Consider the following 18,175-nt stretch of genomic DNA (forward strand, 5'->3'; position numbering starts at 1 on the left):
TCCTGCCGGCCTTGACGACCTTGCGGGTTTTGGGAGTCCTGCCGGCCTGGCGGACTTGAAGGCTTAGCAGATTTTGTGAATTTTGTGGGTTTTGTAGATTTTTCAGCCCTAGCGCCCATCTGCCTCAAGGCAAACGCTAAATTTGGAGCCACTGATGCAAATCCACAACCGACCGCAGAGCATACTCCTTGGCGACCGGTTTGCCATGCTCCAGCAGAACCAGGCACGGCACGCTCATAATTTGCCACTCGTTCCGCAATCGCGGCGCGAAGTTGATATTCAGCTTCGATACGGGCATCAATGTGTTGCCCGATTGAATAGCGATATCCAACATCGTCTCACCAAGTTTGCATGTTCCGCATAGCGGCGTATATAAATATAGAGCTTCCCTGCCAAGTCTGGCCATCGAAGCACTCACGAATTCATTTTCTACAGCTTCACGGATCGTCATACCGACCGTCCACTCCTCTCTGTACCAACTCATTTTATTCGCAAGGTACAGTTATCGTTGTTCCAAAGCTGCACGTTCTAACGAACAACTTTCATTACTTAGCGTATTTTTTCCTGCCTTGTCCGTTCAATGGCTATACCGCGGGGGAACCCCCGAAATCTCAGCCCTATTAAGCTTTTCCCAGCCATTCACAGCCCTTTCCTGGGTCCTTCCCTATCCTTTCCTATCCTTTCCTGTCCTTTCCTGTCCTTTCCTGTCCTCCTCCTGCCGCTAGAATGGCTGTAAAAGTTCATTTAGCACAACCATCTCTCCTAAAGCTTAGATCGCTGCAATTGTGCATTATTTTTTTGGAAACACGACTATTCTGAGCGAGTTACTGGATTACGCTGAATTACTCCTGTACTTTTGGAGCAATGTGCTTGAAAGCGCCGCCCGCATATAGAGATGTTCCTGCCTGCATTTTTGTAGCAAGCCTCCAAAAGGAACTCAGCACCAGCATACAAAGCATAACAAGCCACCACCAGCACAGTCACCTATCCAAACTATCCAGTAAATAGCCCAAGCAACTCAAGCAACTCAAGTAACTCAAGTACCTCAAGTACCTCAAGTACCCAAGTAACCATTAGTAACTATTCATGGACCATCTAAAAACGGAATGTATTTTATACAGCTAGTTAAGCTATTTTTACCAAAAATACATGCGCTAAATGGAAATCATGCAGTTAGTTTGCCAGATTAGAGCTCATTCGTCGAAAAAGCTTAAAACTAAATGTAGGTTTTCAGACTGTTGAAGTAATTGATTTTCTATGCAAGAAAACATACTTTCCACGGAAATCCAGAATCGAAAGGATTAAAATATAAGGTGAGTTCCCGTTTGTACGAGAAAAAAGCTTGGCTAGGTGCCTTGCTATTTTCTTAATGTTCTGCACTATGGCAGTCATCAGTGCTTGTTCCTGCACTTTTTCCCGGCCACGCAAACGGGAAATGCGAAGCCCATGGAGCACTTTGGCATCCGCGAAGCTTCGCTCAACTGTTTTACAACGGAGCTTATACAAGATCTGTCCTGAAGAGCTACGGTAATTCGCTTCTACTCGCTCTTTAAACCCTTCCCAAACATGCCGCTGAATTTTACGTTTACGATTTTTGCTTGATGTACAGCTATCCAATAATGGGCATTGGCCACATAAGTCAGGGTTGGACATATATTCTTTGTATCCATTGCGATTGGTTGTGTGGTAAGTCAGCTTAGATCCATTGGGACATATATAAGCGTCTTGTTGCGGGTCATAGGAAAACTCTTCTTTGGGTATAGTCCCCTCTGCTGTAGGGGCATTACGAGTAGCGATGACACTGAAAATACCCATCTCGCTTGTTTTTTTGCATATGTAGGGCGTCATATATCCTGAATCCAAAGCAACAGCTTCTAACGTATTGTGAAAGTCAAATGTATCGATCTGTCTTTGAAGTCTTTCTATATAAACGGTTGAGTCATTCACATTTCCAGGGGTAACATGGACATCCGTAATGAGATTGAATTTGTGATCGACTGTACGATGATCCAAATAATAAAACCCTTCGGGTTTGCCTTTACGCTTCATAAAGCCACTTTCTGGATCGGTGTTACTCACTCGCAGTTTTTTTTCAATCGTTTCGTTTTTCACGGGCGGCAGCGGCTTTTTTCCATGACGCTCTCGTTCTTGATTAACAGCTGTCTCCAATTCTTTTAAATATTCAAGGGGCGTTTCCGTCACAACTTGCATCGATGAACGATTTTTATTCGCGTTAGCTTGGATGTGCGTTGAATCAGTAATGAGAACACGTCCCCCTACCATGTTATGACGGATGGCCAAACGGACTACTTCGTCAAAAATGTCTTGAAAAATGGTAGATCCTTTGAATCGCACATTACGGTTGTAACTAATCGTCGAGTGATCCGGCACAGGATCCGTTAAGCCTAGACCAAGGAACCAGCGGTAGGCTACGTCCGTTTTAATTTCTTGCTCTAATTGCCTTTCGGAGTGAATGCCATACAAATAACCAATCAGCATCATTTTGAAAAGGCGAATCGGGTGAATTGGAGGCCTCCCTAATGTGCCGTGATAGTAGGGGCGAGTCATCTCCGTAATAAATGAAAAATCTACGTTTTCATCAATGATTCGTAGTAAATGATCTTTTGGTACAAGCATATCTATACTAACCAATTCAATTTGATTTCTATCTTGTTGAATGTTAGGCAACTCGCGCACCACACTTTCAATATATTACCTATATTATACCAAATTAATGCGGTAATGTGATCTAGATAGGGGCTTTTTCAACAGTCTGAGGTTTTACAGCTAGTTCCCTCTAACAGGGCCAAAACGGTTGATCTAACTACATGAAATACATCTAGTTACCTTACCTATGTTTGTTTCTCTACGCTTTTAGCTGCACCTTCTCCAGCACTATATACTTCTAGCTATCTTACCTAACTTTACCTCTTACTGAACTACCTAGGAACAATATAAATCAGGGGTTTCAATTTTTGAAGAGACAGATTCCAGTTCAATTTAAGGAGCGCGGGAGGAGCGCGGCAAGGCGCTACGGCGGAGGTGTGGAGCTTCTAGAGCACGGAGCTTTTAAATCGCGGGGCTTTCGGGACAGCCCTTCTGCCCCTTCTGCCCCTTCTGCCCGTCTACCTAACCGCCCACATTACTACCAAAATTACATCCCCGCCCCTTACCCTGCCCCTGTACCAGACTGCACGAACAATTAGCACCTGTATAAATCCTCGCTCTAAAACAACCGATCGCACGCAAAGCACCGTGCTAACAGCATCATACCCGGCACCTCCCCGCAAATACCCGCTCCAGCCTCCCAGCTAAGCTACAGGCCGTCCCGACCGACCGCCGTCATGCAGCAATGCACCGCGCGCTGGGAGCTGCGCGGTTCTACTGGCCGCCCCGGTTACGGTAGCTTCTTGGGGAGAGTCCGGTAATTCTTTTGAATACCCGAGAGAAATAAAACGTATCTTTATAACCTAGAGCCTCGCCGATTTCCTTCACAGACAGCTCCGTGTTGAGCAAAATATTTCTAGCCTCCGCCACCTTCAGACGGTGAAGGAACTCATTCAGTGGATAGCCTGTATAATCATGGACGATTCGCCGGAGCGTAGACACGGATATATGATGCCGCGCTGCCATTTGGGCAGGCTCCTGAGGCGTATGCAAAGACTGAGACAGATCCTCAATTACCTTCAGAACGAATCTCTCCCGATTATTCACCTCACGGCGATCCGATTGCGATACAACATCATATAGAAAAGATTCCAGCATAAGCGCGGCCCGATCCAGGTTGGTCGGTACCCCGCTGTCAATCAGCATGAACATCATCTCCATGCGGTGAATGAGCGAATCATCGAAGGCCGCCTTTTTTACCAGACATGGATGAGGCAGCCAGGACTCCAGCCATTCGTCCACCCGGCTCCCATCTACGGTGAAGTAGTACTCATCCCAATAACCATCCTCATGAGGGCCATAATGAAATACCGCATCGGGAAAAAGACAAAACCAGCTGCCCGCCTCAACCTGCTGCAACTCGCCATCATTAACCTGATAATAGCCACTGCCGCCCGTGATCATCACAAAAGCCCAATGGTTGAATTTGGCCTGGCTGCGCTGCAGCGTTCTTCCCGGCAAATGGCCAGCATTCACCAGGCTCAGCGATCTAACCTTCCGCCTACTTGCATCCACCATTGGATTAAAGATTCGAATCGGATGAGAACTGATCATATAGTCCATGTATTTTGTCATCCTATACATTCTCCCCATAAAACAACTGTGTTAAGTTAATGTTGATCCAAATCAAATATGAATAAATATAACATATCTGTGCTGATTCGTCCTATCCAAATCAAATAAAATCCGCACAGATTAACGAAAGGATGTAAGCGCACGCATGAGTGAACTGAAAATTGGTCTTATCGGTACCGGATCGATCTCGGAATCCCATCTGCAAGCTTATCAAGCCAATCCAAAAGTACAACTGGTCGCTGTCTGTGATTTGAACGAGGACAGAGTACGTAATACCGCTGCAAAATACAACATTCCGCACGTATACACCGACTATCATGAGCTGCTTGCCCATCCAGAGCTACAAGCGATCAGCATTTGCACCTGGAATAATTCACATGCGGAAATCAGCATCGCCGCACTGCGAGCGGGTAAAAACGTCCTCTGCGAAAAACCGCTCTGCAAAACCGTGGATGAAGCGCTGCAAATGGAACAGGCCGTCCGCGAGACCGGCAAGCTGCTCCAGGTCGGCTATGTCCGGCGCCACGCCTCCAACATCGCCGTATTGAAGAAATTTATCGATGCGGGCGACCTTGGTGATATTTACTACGCCAAAGCCAGCCTCATTCGCCGCCTCGGCAATCCGGGCGGTTGGTTCGCAGACCACGAGCGTTCCGGCGGCGGCCCGCTGATAGACATCGGTGTTCATGCCATCGATCTCTGCTGGTACCTGATGGGCAAGCCCAAGGTAAAATCCGTCAGCGGCAACACGTATAACAAGCTCGGCAACCGTTCGAACATTCAAAACTATGAGTTCTACCAAGCCGCCGATTACGATGCATCGCTAAATACCGTCGAGGATATGGCCAATGCCCTGATCCGCTTTGAAAACGGTGCCTCCCTCATGGTCGATGTCAGCTTCTCGCTGCACGCCAAAGAGAACTCGGCGCAAATCAATATTTACGGCGACAAAGGCGGCGCCGAAATCGAGCCCGTATTGTCCATCGTCACGGAACGCCATGACACGATCATTAACATCGATCCACAAATCAGCACGCCGGGCTTTGACTTCCAAGGAGCCTTCAATCGCGAAATCAATCATTTTGTCGACAGCTGTCTCGGATTGATCGACACAAACAGCCCCGTAGAGGACGGCGTGGAAATGATCAAAATTTTGAACGCGATTTACCAGTCCGCCGCAGAAGGCCGCGAAATTCATTTCTAGGTCGACTTTTATCACGAAGTAATCCGAAGAAGAAGCAGCTACATCGAATCTTTCATTCATCCTCGAAGAGCTTATGCTTTCGAAGTGTGTTTCCTTGGAAACATTTCAGGTGCTCATGCAGGCTTCTCCAAGTGTAGGCTTCGGGGTCATTTTCTTCGAAAACGTGTAACTCCGCTCCTCCTGAAAGCTTAGCGAAGCAAAACTCACTACGGGAGCATGGATTCGGTACTCACAACCTATAGCTTTTGAAAAAACGCACATCGGAAGGTTAAGCATCATTGCTAAAAAGGCGACATTGGACTATGCAGGCTACGAGTACGTACGAAATGATCTATTGTTCTTATTGTTCTTATTGTTCTTATTGTTCTTAATCTTCTTAATGTTCTTATGATCGCTGTTGCCCCCATATTTTTTAATTGAGTCTTTCTATTCGTTGAAATTCGAAGACAAGGGCGACCGTTGCACTTCTTCAGAATCATTTCGTGCTCTCTGCTGTTGTCATGCCATTTGTTCGACTTATATAATCAAACATTTATTTAAAGGAGGCGAAGGAAAGTGACATTGAACAACAAAATCGGCGTCATTGTCGACAGCTTTGGGATCGGCGTCACAGAAGGACTGAAAAAAGCCAAAGAAGTTGGCGCAGAAGGGGTTCAAATCTACGCTGTATCCGGCGAGATGGATCCGGCGGCGCTTACGCCAGCCAAACGCAAAGAGCTGCGCAGCTATATTGAAGGGCTTGGTCTCGAAATATCCGCCCTTTGCGGCGATCTCGCCGGACACGGTTTCCAGGATGCCGAGGCCAATCCCGCGAAAATCGAAAAATCTAAGCGTATCCTCGACCTGGCTGTCGAGCTGGGCACCCCCGTTGTAACGACGCATATCGGCATCGTCCCGGATGATAAGAACGGGCGCATTTACGAGTCCATGCAGCAGGCCTGTGAAGAGCTTGGCGTGTACGCAAAGAGCATGAACGCTTATTTTGCCATTGAGACCGGGCCGGAACCAGCCGCACATTTAAAAAGCTTCCTGGATACGCTGAGCACGAACGGCGTTTCAGTCAACTTCGATCCCGCCAACATGGTGATGGTCACTGGCGATGATCCTGTAGAGGGTGTCAAACTGCTGAAGGACTATATCGTCCACACCCATGTCAAGGATGGGCGGCGGCTGCGCCCGGTTGATCCGAGAGATGTATACGGCTTCCTGGGATACAGTGCTATGGATCACGAGAAAATCGCCGAAATGGCCTCCTCTGGAGCGGCCTTTGAAGAGCTGCCGCTGGGAGATGGCGCAGTGGACTTCCCTGCCTATTTTACCGCGCTGCAGGAAATCGGCTACAAGGGATATTTGACCATTGAGCGCGAGGTCGGCGACAACCCGGCAGAGGATATCCGCAAGGCTGTGGAATTCATTCGCGCTTACCGTGGCTAGAGCCGGCTTGAGTCAAAACAAATCTAGCACGCAGCAGACAACAGGCTTGCCTCTGGGCAGCGGTTTCGTCTTCACAGCAAAGATACTCGCCCGCCCTAACCATACCGAAAATGAAAAGGAGTCATCCTTATGAAATTAGGAATCAGCTCTTACAGCTTATATCAAGCCATGCATACTGGCAGCATGACCATTGAAGACGTCATCGAATGGGTTGCTGAAATCGGCGCCAGCCATATCGAAATCGTCCCGGGACTCGGCTTTGATTTTGAGGCCAATCCGGAATTGGAGGAGCAAATCAGAGAAAAGGCCGCAGCAGCTGGTCTGGATATTTCCAACTATGCGATCGGCGCCAACTTCGTCACTGATACAGAGGAGCAATACGAGGCTGAAATCGCCCGGGTCATCAGCGAGGTTGACCGCGTTCATCGCTTAGGCGCCAAGCTGATGCGCCATGATGTCGCTTCCCGGCCGGATACTTCCATTGCCCGCTTCAATGAAGACCTGGCGAAGGTCGCCGCAGCGTGCCAGCGCATTGCCGACCATGCCAAGCAGTATAATATAACGACAAGCGTGGAGAATCACGGCTACTACGTGCAGGCCAGTGACCGGGTACAGACCCTTATCCATGCGGTGAATCGCCCGAACTTCAAAACCACGCTTGATGTCGGCAACTTCGTATGCGTAGACGAAAACCCGGTTTCCGCCGTGAAAAACAACCTGCCGTACGCATCCATGATTCATATCAAGGATTTTTACATCCGTCCATCGTATCGCAACCCGGGCGACGGCTGGTTCAGAAGCACAGGCGGCGATTACCTTCGCGGCGCTATCGCCGGGCACGGCGACCTCGATTTATACGAAATCCTGCGCTTGATCAAGGCATCCGGATACGACGGCTACATGTCCATCGAATACGAAGGCATGGAGGATTGCCGACAAGGCACGAAAATCGCCTTCGCCAACGTAAAACGCATTTGGAACGAGATCTGACTTCAGCCGCTAGGCACCATCCCTCCCAAACGATTTAGCCCCTCTTGGACGGCAGCGAGAGACGACAGCTGTATAATGTGCCAAGCGCAGAAGTCTCTCAGCCGCCGACTAGAGGGGATTTTGGCTGGGGAGGAATACTCCTCAGTTACCGGATTCCCCTCATTTATCTTGAGAGCTGTTAGCCACATCCGTTATTTCGGATGCCACGGCAGCATCCTTTGTGGCTTCTGCCAGATTCAATCCGATGACACCGGCGATAATCAGCATGAGACAGATCGCTTTGAACCAGGTCATCTGTTCCTTGAACAGGAACATGCCCACGATGACGATCAGCACCGTGCCTAGCCCTGACCAAATGGCATAAGCCGTGCCAACATTCAGACTTTTGAGCGACATGCTCAAGGAAGAGAAGCTAAGCATATAGAAGACGGCCATGCCAATAGAAGGCCATAACCGGGTGAAGCCCTCCGACATTTTCATCGAGGTTGTGCCGATCACTTCAAATAAAATCGCAAGCGCGAGCCATACATAGGCCATAACTAGTAAACTCCTTTTTCTCAAAAAATTAACTTACTCAACAGAATGGGGCCTAATGGGGCCTAATGGAGCCTGATCGAGCCTTCTTTCGAGAATCATCCACCGCGTTCCTACTCCATCCTTCTCTCCTCAATAATGCCACTCAACAAAATATCCACGATTTCGCCCAGCGCTTCCTGAAGGGTGAGACCGTCATGCCGTGATACCGACACGTATTCAGTGAGTCGATACAGTGAACCGATATACATTTGCATGAAAATCTCGAAGTTAAACGGCTTGACCTCACCGCTCTGCACGCCTTCCTCAATAAGCTGCCTAATTCCATCCCAGCCTTCGCGCATGTACTCGTCCGCATAGCCCCATGCTTTCGGGTACCCGGTACGAAGCTCATCCAGCATTCGCAAATCCTTAAAGGCCAGGCCGACGGGCAAAACGGCAAGCGACTGCCGAAGTTTCTCCCGCAGACTTAGCGTCTCATCCTCCCGAATTCGTCTCTCCATCGCCCGCATTTCCTGAACGGATTGCTGAATAATCGCGCTAACCAATGCTTCTTTGGATGAAAAATGCTGATACAACGTCTTCGTGCTCATGCCGAGGCGTGCAGTCACGTCCCGAATCGAAAATTTCAACCCCCGATAGCCGATCTCGGTTACCGCCGCTTGAATGATGGACTCTTTCAAGAATCTACACCTACCCTAATTCTGCTTTTTTTTCAACTGGCTGGTCCTCTGAAAAACACGGAAAACAATTTGTTTTATATGTTTTCCATGTTACTGTCCCCATATTCCAAAGTCAATTTTTCTTGCATGAGAAAAAAAAAGACCGTCTCCTTAGCCTATAGGCATTGGAAACAGTCTTTTCAACATCGACTGTCTTGTCTTGTTTTGTTTTGTTTTGTCTTAGCTTTGCTTTGCTTAGCTTTGCTTTGCTTAGCTTGGCTAGGTTTGACTTGCTTTGCTTTGCTTTGCTTAGCTTGGTTTGGTTTGATTTGGCTTGGCTTAGCTTATCGACCCGGCAATTACTTATCGCCACCTAACTTAACCTGAATTAATCCAACTTAACTCAGGGAGCCAGTCATGTCTGTAGTCATCAGCATGCCGTCAGCAGATAATTATGACCTCAGCGTCGAAGCCCAATGGTCACAATTTCGCTTGGCTGCACCAGCAGGGACAGTCCTCCTGCGGCATTGCCGGCGATCGGCTCCTGCGGTTCTTCCAAAATCGTCGTCTTATAGAAATACTGCGAAGGAATATTGGATATCAACGTAAGCTCTGTATGCTTACCGCTCATATTGTACCAGCGCAGCAGCAGATCTCCCGTTGCCTCATTCATTTTTAACGAAGAGAACGCAAGCTCCGTATTCTCCCATTGGAACGGGGCATACGTCGGCGCAATCACGCCATTATGCACCCCGGTTTGGCACACCGTCCATGGAATCTGGAACTGGTAGGCTTCCGCATAAGCTCCGGTAATCATGCCGTCTCCGGAATGCGGGATCAATTTCATCTGCACCGTATGTTCTCCCAGACATTGCGCTTCCGGCGTCGGGAACAAGCCCCAGTCGCCAAGCTCGCCCACACTGCGCAGCAGCGTGATCGCAATCGTATTTCGACCGTCACGCAGCACCTCGTATTCATTCAAGCCGAGGTTAGCTACAGTCAACCCTGCCCCGCCAGCATTGTCGCTAACATCTACGAACGCCTGCTGATGCTGGGTGTTGCTCGGGTTAACCCATTCCGGCGCCGGCTCGTTATCTCTTACCGGAATTTCGAACATCGAATCGGCATGATGCACGGAAGCGGACAGATCTGTCGGGAACAAAGCCCGTACCCGGTGATCTTTGGCCTTATTATCGATCGTTGTCTCGTTATGAACCCCTTTGCCGCCGCGCTCCAGGCTCACAACCGTGCGAAGCTTCATGCTTACCGTCTCCCGACTACGCTGAGCCTTACGCTCTGGATAATACACGAGCGCACGCTGCTCCTCATCCAGTCTGGCATCCGCCGATACTGGAATCTCCCAATCATGCGTAATCTCGATGGACGCTCGATATGATGTATCCTCCAGTACGGAAATACAAGCTGGAAGTCCTTTTGTCGTTAAGGCCACTTCTCCCTCCGGCTGCTTGTACATATATTCGTTCCCGATATCTCCGGTATCCTCATACACGCCCAGATCGCGGTAGACACGCCCCGTTACCTTGTCTGTCAACGAGAACGAGCCATCATCGGCAATTTCAATCTGCAGCCATTCATTCTCCAGGATACGCTCGCCGTGCAGCAGCGAGGAGCCGACGCTGGAAGCTGCAGCACCTGAACTGGAATCGGCTGCAACTGCACTAGAAGCTGCAGCCTCGGAACGGCGAACCCATGCATATGCACGCAGCCCGAGCGCAGGCACATCCTCTGCCAGGAACGTCAGCTTCACCCGGCGGCACATATACGGCTGACGGAACTGATCATCCGGCAGATCGTAGCCGAACAGAAGTCCGAGGTCCTCTACCGTCACATCCACTACGTTCCCTTGATCATCCATGAGTACGCGACCGGAGAGGTCCACCTCCTTCATCCGACGCGCCGTCTCCTCCAGCGTGAATCCTTCCCGCAAATACAGGCGCGCCGCGTCTAACTCGACACTGATCGTGCCTGTACGCTTCCAGCCCGTTGTATTCATCGCCACAAGCGGCAGCGCATCCTCGCCAAAGGAGGCGAACACTGAAGTATCCACCGCAGACGCGATCGCCTGCTTACTGTCGTCGATGATCGACTCGGCCACATGGCGACTCTTGTCGAAGCGGGTGACCATTTCGCGATGCACCTCATCTACGCTGCAGCCGCAAATGCTGTCGTGCGGATGGTTCTGCATCAGCGTCTTCCAGGCGTAGGTGAACAAGTGATGCGGATACTCTTTGCCTAGTACATGAGCGAACGAAGCTAGCGGTTCTGCGACCTTTTCCAGCAGCGCCTGTCCTTCCTGGTTCATCTGCTTCAAGTAAACTCGGGCCGACGCCGTATTGACCAGCGTGCCCCAACCGTCCGTACGCTGACTGCGCAGTTCGCCTTTGACGGTCGATAAACTGTCGTTATCTAGAGCCTGCTCCACCGCCTGCAGGTAATCCGGGAAATTCGAATGAATGAATTCCGTATCCGGGTACAGTTTCCGAGCCGTTTCGATCGCCTCTGGCAAATCCAGCTGTACCGGCTGATGGTCGCAGCCGTTCATGAACAGCAGCTCACTCGTGGAGGCGTATTTCTCCGCATCCGCCAGCTTACGATCCCAGAATGCCCTGGCCTCCGCTTCCTCGACCGGTACTTCATTGCCATTCGAGTACCAGTTCGCAAATAGAATGCCAAGCACCTTGGAGCCGTCCGGCCCTTCCCAAATCAGCTCTGAGAACGAGGACTCATAACCGTCATCCGACACCGTATTATTGAACCCGGTCGGCTTCACCCCGCGTCCGAAGAACACATTCGTAATCCCGGACTGCTGCATAAGTTGCGGTGTTTGCCCTACCAACCCGAACGTATCCGGGAAGTAGCCGATTTTGGCTACTTCTCCGTAACGCTTCGCATCCTGATGTCCGATTTGCATGTTCCGTACATTGGCTTCTCCGCTCGTCAGAAAAGCATCCTGCAAAATATACCAAGGGCCGATTAGCAGACGTCCATCGGTAATATGCCGCTGCAGCCGCTCCTGATTTTCCGGCCGAACCTGCAGATAGTCTTCCAGGATAATCGTCTGTCCGTCGAGATAGAAGCTGCGGAACTCGCTATCTCCGTCCAGCTTGTCCAACAAAGCATCGATAAGCTGCACCAACCTTACATGGTGCTTCTCATAAGGCAAATACCATTCCCGATCCCAGTGGGTATGGGAAATGATGTGCGCTTTTCTTGTTTTTTTCATGTCTCGTACCTACCTTCTCTGACGATTGATATCAACGGCCAAATTCAGCTTATAGTGGATACTCCTCCATATAGTTCAACAGCTCATCCACCGTCGTGAAAGCCAGCCCCGTCACCGTGTCGGCACAGCCATAATAGATCGCAATGCGCCCGGTGTCCGCATCAGTCAAAGCAGCGCATGGGAAGGTTACATTCGGCACGTCTCCTACACATTCGTACAGCTTTTCCGGTCCAAGAATATAGTTGCGCGATCTAGCGATCACCTTCCAAGGCTCATCCAGATCAAGCAGCGCACAACCGATACGGTATACAAATCCATTACAAGTATTGATTACCCCATGGTAAATCAGCAGCCAGCCCTTGTCGGTTTCGATCGGAACCGGGCCAGGCCCGATTTTTTTGGACTGCCAGGCGGATTCATCACCGTTGACAGTGCCCATCACGTACCGATGTTTTCCCCAGAACGTAAGATCCGGGCTGACACTGTAAAAGATATCCCCAAAAGGCGTATGCCCCGTGTCGCTCGGACGGCTGACCATAGCATAGTAATCACCGATTTTACGGGGGAACAGCACCCCGTTGCGGTTATATGGCAAAAAGGCATTTTCCAGCTGATGGAACGTCTTGAAGTCAGTCGTATAGCCTACGCCAATCGTTGGGCCATGGTAGCCGTTGCACCAGGTAATATAATAGCGATCTTCAATCTTAATTACCCGAGGGTCATAACGGTATTCCCGTTTGGTAATTTCAGGGTCACCTTCAAACACAATTGGCTCGTGATTAATCGTCCAGTTGATGCCATCATCGCTGAAGCCCGCAAAAATATCCATGCTCACAGACCTGGAATCGCAGCGGAACACCCCAGCAAACTTGCCCTCGAACGGAACAACAGCGGAGTTAAATACACTGTTGGAATTCGGTATCGCATTTCTCTCGATGATCGGGTTTGCAGAATAACGCCAGACCGGTGCGTTCAAACCAGCTGGCTTATCCTGCCAAGGAATATTTTTTAAGGACTCTCCAATAATTCTGCTCATGGTATATGTCTCCTTTATATCTTTATTTAATTTACAAAATACCTTCCTTCATCGCACGGTACACAAGCTGGGAGAATAGGCTGTTCGACCAAGCGAACCAGCTCCGCGTAAAGATCGCAGGATCATCCGCATGAAAACCTTCATGCATATAGCCTGTATCGGCGTCCGTCGCCTCCAGCATGGCGATCATCTCCAGCTTCTCTTCCTTGGTCTGAGCGGTAATGCCCTGCATGGACAGCGCCATATGCCAGATGTAATCCTTCGGCGTATGCGGGCTGCCGATTCCCCGCGCTGCCTTGCCTTCAAAGTAGAACGGATTCTCCTTACTCAACGCGAAACGACGTGTATTCTGATAAATTTCGTCATCGGCCGTCACATAACCAAGGTACGGAATCGACATTAGTCCCGGCGTGCCCGCATCATCCATCAGGCAGTAATTGCCGTAACCATCGGTCTCGTAGGCATAAATCGGCCCGAACTCTGGATGGCGGTAAACACCGTACAGCTTGATCCCATGATCGACTTCGAACTCCAGCTCCTTCAACTCCGCCAGGAAATCCATATCCCGGAACAACCATTCCGCGAACTCCTGCATCTGACGCAAAGCGACGACCGCGAACATATTGCCTGGAATGTTGTAGTGGAAATCGCAAGCATCGTCACTGGAACGGAAGCCCGACCAGATCATCCCCGTATAGTTGACCGGCATTCCCAAGCCATTGTTGCGAAGGGAGTCCTCCGGTATCCCGTTATTGCGGGTGAAGCGGTAAGGAGACTGTTCGAAGTGGTGCTGCTCCGTTTTGAACACATCGACAATTTTGTGCATGGCCGCCTTGAATCCAGCATCGAAAATATCGGTGAGCCCCGTCTCCTTCCAGTACATATAAGCAAGCCGTACCACGAAGCATAGCGAGTCAATCTCGAACTTCCGCTCCCATACCCATGGCGACATTTCCGTCTCATCCGTCGCATTCCAGTGCCAGTCATTGGCGCTCTCATTAAATGCATTAGCATACGGATCGATATGAATGTATTGAATGTGGCGCTTGATCAGCCCGCCGATAATCCGCTGCAAATCAGAGTCATCCTTGGCCAATGGCACATAATGAATGACCTGCTCCACGGAGTCGCGCAGCCACAAGGCCGGAATATCGCCGGTAATGACGAAGGTTGTGCCATCATCCATCAGCTTCGTTGTCGTCTCCAGCGTGTTCGGAAAAGTATTCTTGAACAGCTTCAGCAGCTTGGGACGGTGCGCCAGCTTCTCCTCGGCCTCCTGCAATACCTCCTGCACAGCCCTTGGCAGCTCCAGCTTCGGCATTGGAATTTTCGGTAATCTGAATTGTTCCATGTCGTTTCTCTCCTTAATATGTCGAGTAATATAGGCTTATGAGTGTTAGTAGAACTATAGGCGAATTAAAGCCGTGAAGGCTTAATGGTGACTGGTTACACCGATGTCGTTGCTGATGCAAAAAATTAATGCTTGATCTTCAATGTCTTAATTTCATACGGCGCAAAAGACAGAGTAATGATCTCGTTGTCATAGTTTAGCTGCTCCGCTTCCTCCTCCAGTGCATTAGACAGCCACGCCTCCTGTACAGGCTGAGCCCAGCGAAGCTCCACGTCCTCCCGGCCTCCGGAGGATTCATAGAAACGCAGGACGATTCCGCTTCCATCCTCTGCCGGTTTGACAGTATCAAGGATCACGTGCCGCCCGGTGAAAGAGATGAAGGAATGCTCCACGGGAAGCTGCCCTTGTCTCGGCTCTGCGGCTATAACAACGGAAGCATGGTTCAGTTCGGACGCCTGCCTTACCGTATGCGCAGACTGCCAGTCCCCCTCATGAGGGTAGAGCGAGTACGTGAACTCATGCTCGCCAAGATCCGCGCTAATATCCGGCCATTTCGGCGCGCGCAGCAAGGATAGTCGAATCGTGCTGCCCTGCACATCGTAGCCATATTTGCTGTCATTGAGCAGGCTTACGCCATACCCCCGTTCGGATACATCGACAAAGCGATGGCCGCACACCTCATACTGGGCCTGCTCCCAGCTCGTATTGCGATGCGTTGGACGCTCCAGGGTCCCGAAAGGTATTTCATAGGTCGCCTTGTCGGTCACGACATCGATCGGGAAGCCGACCTTGAGGAGCTTATGCGCCTCATTCCAGTCGACATGCGTCTTGAAGTCGATGCGCGGGCTATCGTGATAGAAAATGACATCCTGCGTAATAACCGACTGGCTGATGCTCCAGCGGAATCGAAGCACGTCCTTGGTCGCCCCCGCCCACAGAATGCGCTTCTCCAGCAGCTCAGCCTCTCCCGCCGGCTGCTGTTCGTAACGATCATCGATATCCCAGGCATCCCATAAGATCGGGCGGTCATGGAAGAAATGAAATCGGTTGGCCGCTTCCCCTGCCTTCACAATCTCACGGCTCGCCCGCTTATCCATCAGGCTGACGATCTCTCCCCGATCATTGAAACGGACAAGGTAATACTCGGTCTCCCAGACGTTGCCTAGCTCCCGCTTCGCCTCTGCATTGTCGGCCGGCAAAGAAATCTTGCTGCTGTGCAAGCCCTGATCGGTTAATGTATTAAGTCCATGATCAGCTGGCGTGTCAGCCGTTACGCCATCCTCCTTAAGCCACACTGTCTTATAACCGAAGGCCGGAATATTTTTTACCTGTATCCATGCCGTACGATTACCCTGCTCATCTGCCAAGACATCCACCGCGAGCCGATTCCCTTCCGCGTCATAAGCGGCAACGCCAGCAGAAAATTCATTCGCTCCCGCTTTGCTTTCTGCCAAATCAATGGCGATGACTTCACTCCGGCTCCACCCCAGGCTGTTAAAAATAACATATGGCTTACCCGTGTCATCTTCGCCGTTACCTTGGGCTGTGTCTTGGGCTGTGTCTCGGGTTGCCTCTTCACCCGCGCCTGCACCTGCACCTGCAACTGAAACTGCACCCGGTATCGTCGTAATCATTTCCGCCAGTGCGGTAATGCCTTGATCCAGCGCGAACCGACCATGATCAAATACTTCGGTGTATTCCTTCATAGAAGTAACGTAACTCTCGGTAATTGCTGTACCCGGAATAATGTCATGGAACTGGTTCAGCAGAAGAAGCTTCCAGCCTTCATGAAGGCGCTGATCGGCCTCTTGCCGCAGCTCCGGATGCATAGTCTGAGCCGCCAATGAATTCCACAGTTCAGCCTCACGGTACAGGATCTCTGCTTTGCGGTTGTTCAGCTTGTTGCGGCCATGGGTCGTATACGTTCCGCGGTGCAGCTCCAAGTACAAGTCACCGTGCCATTCCGGCAGGTTCGGCTCTGCCTCCGCAATTCCGGCAAAGAACTCCTTCGCCGTGCTGTATCGGCTAACAGGCTGCCCGACCATCAGCTCTGCGCGGTCGATATACTCCAGCATTTCGCGGGTCACTCCGCCTCCGCCGTCCCCATGACCGTAGAGCAGCATCTGTTCGTTGTGGATCGCCTTTTCCCTGTAGGACTGCCAATGCTCGTGTATATCCTTCGGCAGTGTATTTTCGTTCACGCCATGGTTCGAATAAGAGAGCATCGCTGTTCCGTCTATACCGACCCAGTGGAAGAGATCGTAAGGGAACACGTTCGTGTCGTTCCAGCCCAGCTTCGTAGTCATGAAGTAGCGTATACCGCCATGCCGCAAAATTTGTGGCAGTGAAGCACAATATCCGAACGTATCTGGCAGCCATTCAATTTCCGAGGTCACGCCAAATTCATCCTGATAAAATCGTTGGCCATACAGCATTTGGCGCATTAGCGATTCACCGCTAGGGATGTTCAGATCCGGCTCAACCCACATACCGCCGACCAGTTCCCAGCGCCCTTCCCGTACTCTTTCCTTGACCCGCTCAAAAAGCTCCGGGTCGTTATCTTTCAAGTAAGCGAACAGTTGCGGCTGGCTTTGCGCATAGCGATACTGTGGATATTCATCCATCAGAGCATCCACCGTAGAGAAGGTGCGGCTCACTTTTCGAACCGTCTCTCGTATCGGCCACAGCCAGGCGATATCGATATGCGATTGCCCTACCATGTGCTGCATTCCTTCCGCATTGCCGCCAATTTCCTGAATTCTGTCCTTTAGCTCTTTCTCTATATGTTCAATCGCTTCCCCGTCACAAATTTCCTTCGCAGACAAAGCCACGAACTGATCCATCGCCCGATGCAGCGTCTCGACCAGCCGGGTACGGCGGAAATCCTGCTCCGGCAGCAGCAATGCGGAATCGCGGATAATTACAGCCGTATACATCAGGCTTTGCACAGCTCGATTCGCCAGCACCAGGGCGCTGCGGACCGACGTAATCGGCGGCTGGATGACCGCCTGCTGGTTCAGCGGATCTACCGGCTCGGGAACTGGATCAAAGAGCTCGATTTCCAGCTCAAGAACACTGCCGTCCCGCTCCGGCCGCAACGTAACAAATGTATGGTTGCGATCCAATCCCTGATAGGAGGCTCCATTTACCCGAAGCAGACCTTCCCCGCCCGATTCAAAAATAAGGCCGACATTTGCGTTACGCCTGTTATGCTCGTTTTGCCCATGAAGCACGCTGTCCCCGTTGCTCCCGTTAAGCCAAGCCGCAGGAATTTCAAGCTTTCGTCTGAAAAAATAGGTCGTTCCCTGCGTACTGGGAAAACGTTGCAAATCACGCCCATCGGCATACGTTCCAAAATGCTCATATTGACCAGGCAAATGATATGTCGCATAAGATATATCCCAATCGGTCAGATCACGGTACTCCAGCCACTGACGCTCCGACAGCTCACGAATGAATCTCCTAATCCGCTCCATCC

The 18,175-nt window shown here is 50.6% G+C and carries 12 protein-coding genes and 1 pseudogene; 4 read left to right on the forward strand and 9 right to left on the reverse strand.

Going from position 1 to position 18,175, the window contains the following annotated elements; translation table 11 throughout:
• Window positions 1-136: 136 nt before the first annotated feature.
• Complete coding sequence (locus tag EIM92_RS02495) at window positions 137-451, reverse strand: thioredoxin family protein (protein WP_125084976.1); 315 nt, start codon at window positions 449-451, stop codon at window positions 137-139.
• Between the two features lie 890 nt (window positions 452-1,341).
• Window positions 1,342-2,697: pseudogene (locus EIM92_RS02500) on the reverse strand (IS1182 family transposase); the annotation flags it as partial.
• Between the two features lie 278 nt (window positions 2,698-2,975).
• On the opposite strand from EIM92_RS02500, the gene EIM92_RS02505 reads away from it, so the two are divergent.
• A complete protein-coding gene (locus EIM92_RS02505) occupies window positions 2,976-3,206 on the forward strand; it encodes a hypothetical protein (RefSeq protein ID WP_125081327.1) in 231 nt (76 codons plus the stop codon).
• A gap of 175 nt (window positions 3,207-3,381) precedes the next feature.
• Here the strand turns inward: EIM92_RS02505 and EIM92_RS02510 are convergent, their stop codons facing one another.
• Window positions 3,382-4,242, reverse strand: a complete 861-nt coding sequence (locus EIM92_RS02510; RefSeq protein WP_125081328.1) for a helix-turn-helix transcriptional regulator — start codon at window positions 4,240-4,242, stop codon at window positions 3,382-3,384.
• Window positions 4,243-4,387: 145 nt separating this feature from the next.
• On the opposite strand from EIM92_RS02510, the gene EIM92_RS02515 reads away from it, so the two are divergent.
• From EIM92_RS02515 to EIM92_RS02525, 3 genes are all read left to right on the forward strand, one after another.
• A complete protein-coding gene (locus tag EIM92_RS02515; protein ID WP_125081329.1) occupies window positions 4,388-5,446 on the forward strand; it encodes a Gfo/Idh/MocA family protein in 1,059 nt (352 codons plus the stop codon).
• 555 nt (window positions 5,447-6,001) lie between these two features.
• Window positions 6,002-6,880, forward strand: a complete 879-nt coding sequence (locus EIM92_RS02520) for a sugar phosphate isomerase/epimerase family protein (RefSeq protein ID WP_125081330.1) — start codon at window positions 6,002-6,004, stop codon at window positions 6,878-6,880.
• A 129-nt stretch (window positions 6,881-7,009) separates the two neighbouring features.
• The gene (locus EIM92_RS02525; protein ID WP_125081331.1) at window positions 7,010-7,870 is read left to right on the forward strand and encodes a sugar phosphate isomerase/epimerase family protein; all 861 of its coding nucleotides are present in this window, start codon (window positions 7,010-7,012) and stop codon (window positions 7,868-7,870) included.
• Window positions 7,871-8,029: 159 nt separating this feature from the next.
• On the opposite strand, the gene EIM92_RS02530 is transcribed toward EIM92_RS02525, so the two are convergent.
• The 6 genes from EIM92_RS02530 to EIM92_RS02560 form a co-directional block, all read right to left on the reverse strand.
• Entirely contained in the window at window positions 8,030-8,407 is a 378-nt protein-coding gene (locus EIM92_RS02530; protein ID WP_125081332.1) for a DMT family transporter, read from the reverse strand.
• 110 nt (window positions 8,408-8,517) lie between these two features.
• Window positions 8,518-9,087: a TetR/AcrR family transcriptional regulator gene (locus tag EIM92_RS02535; protein WP_125081333.1), complete on the reverse strand. Its 570-nt coding sequence runs from the start codon at window positions 9,085-9,087 to the stop codon at window positions 8,518-8,520.
• 439 nt (window positions 9,088-9,526) lie between these two features.
• Window positions 9,527-12,310 (reverse strand): alpha-mannosidase, encoded by a 2,784-nt coding sequence (locus EIM92_RS02545; protein ID WP_125081335.1) that lies wholly within the window; start codon window positions 12,308-12,310, stop codon window positions 9,527-9,529.
• A gap of 49 nt (window positions 12,311-12,359) precedes the next feature.
• On the reverse strand, window positions 12,360-13,346 hold the full coding sequence (locus EIM92_RS02550; RefSeq protein ID WP_125081336.1) for a glycoside hydrolase family 130 protein: 987 nt from the start codon (window positions 13,344-13,346) through the stop codon (window positions 12,360-12,362).
• Between the two features lie 31 nt (window positions 13,347-13,377).
• Window positions 13,378-14,697 carry a glycoside hydrolase family 125 protein gene (locus tag EIM92_RS02555; protein WP_125081337.1) on the reverse strand — a complete coding sequence of 440 codons (1,320 nt, stop codon included), beginning with the start codon at window positions 14,695-14,697 and terminating at the stop codon, window positions 13,378-13,380.
• A gap of 125 nt (window positions 14,698-14,822) precedes the next feature.
• Window positions 14,823-18,173, reverse strand: a complete 3,351-nt coding sequence (locus tag EIM92_RS02560) for an alpha-mannosidase (protein WP_125081338.1) — start codon at window positions 18,171-18,173, stop codon at window positions 14,823-14,825.
• Between the last annotated feature and the right edge of the window lie 2 nt (window positions 18,174-18,175).

It is taken from the genome of Paenibacillus lentus (assembly GCF_003931855.1).
Taxonomy (GTDB): Bacteria; Bacillota; Bacilli; order Paenibacillales; family Paenibacillaceae; genus Fontibacillus; species Fontibacillus lentus.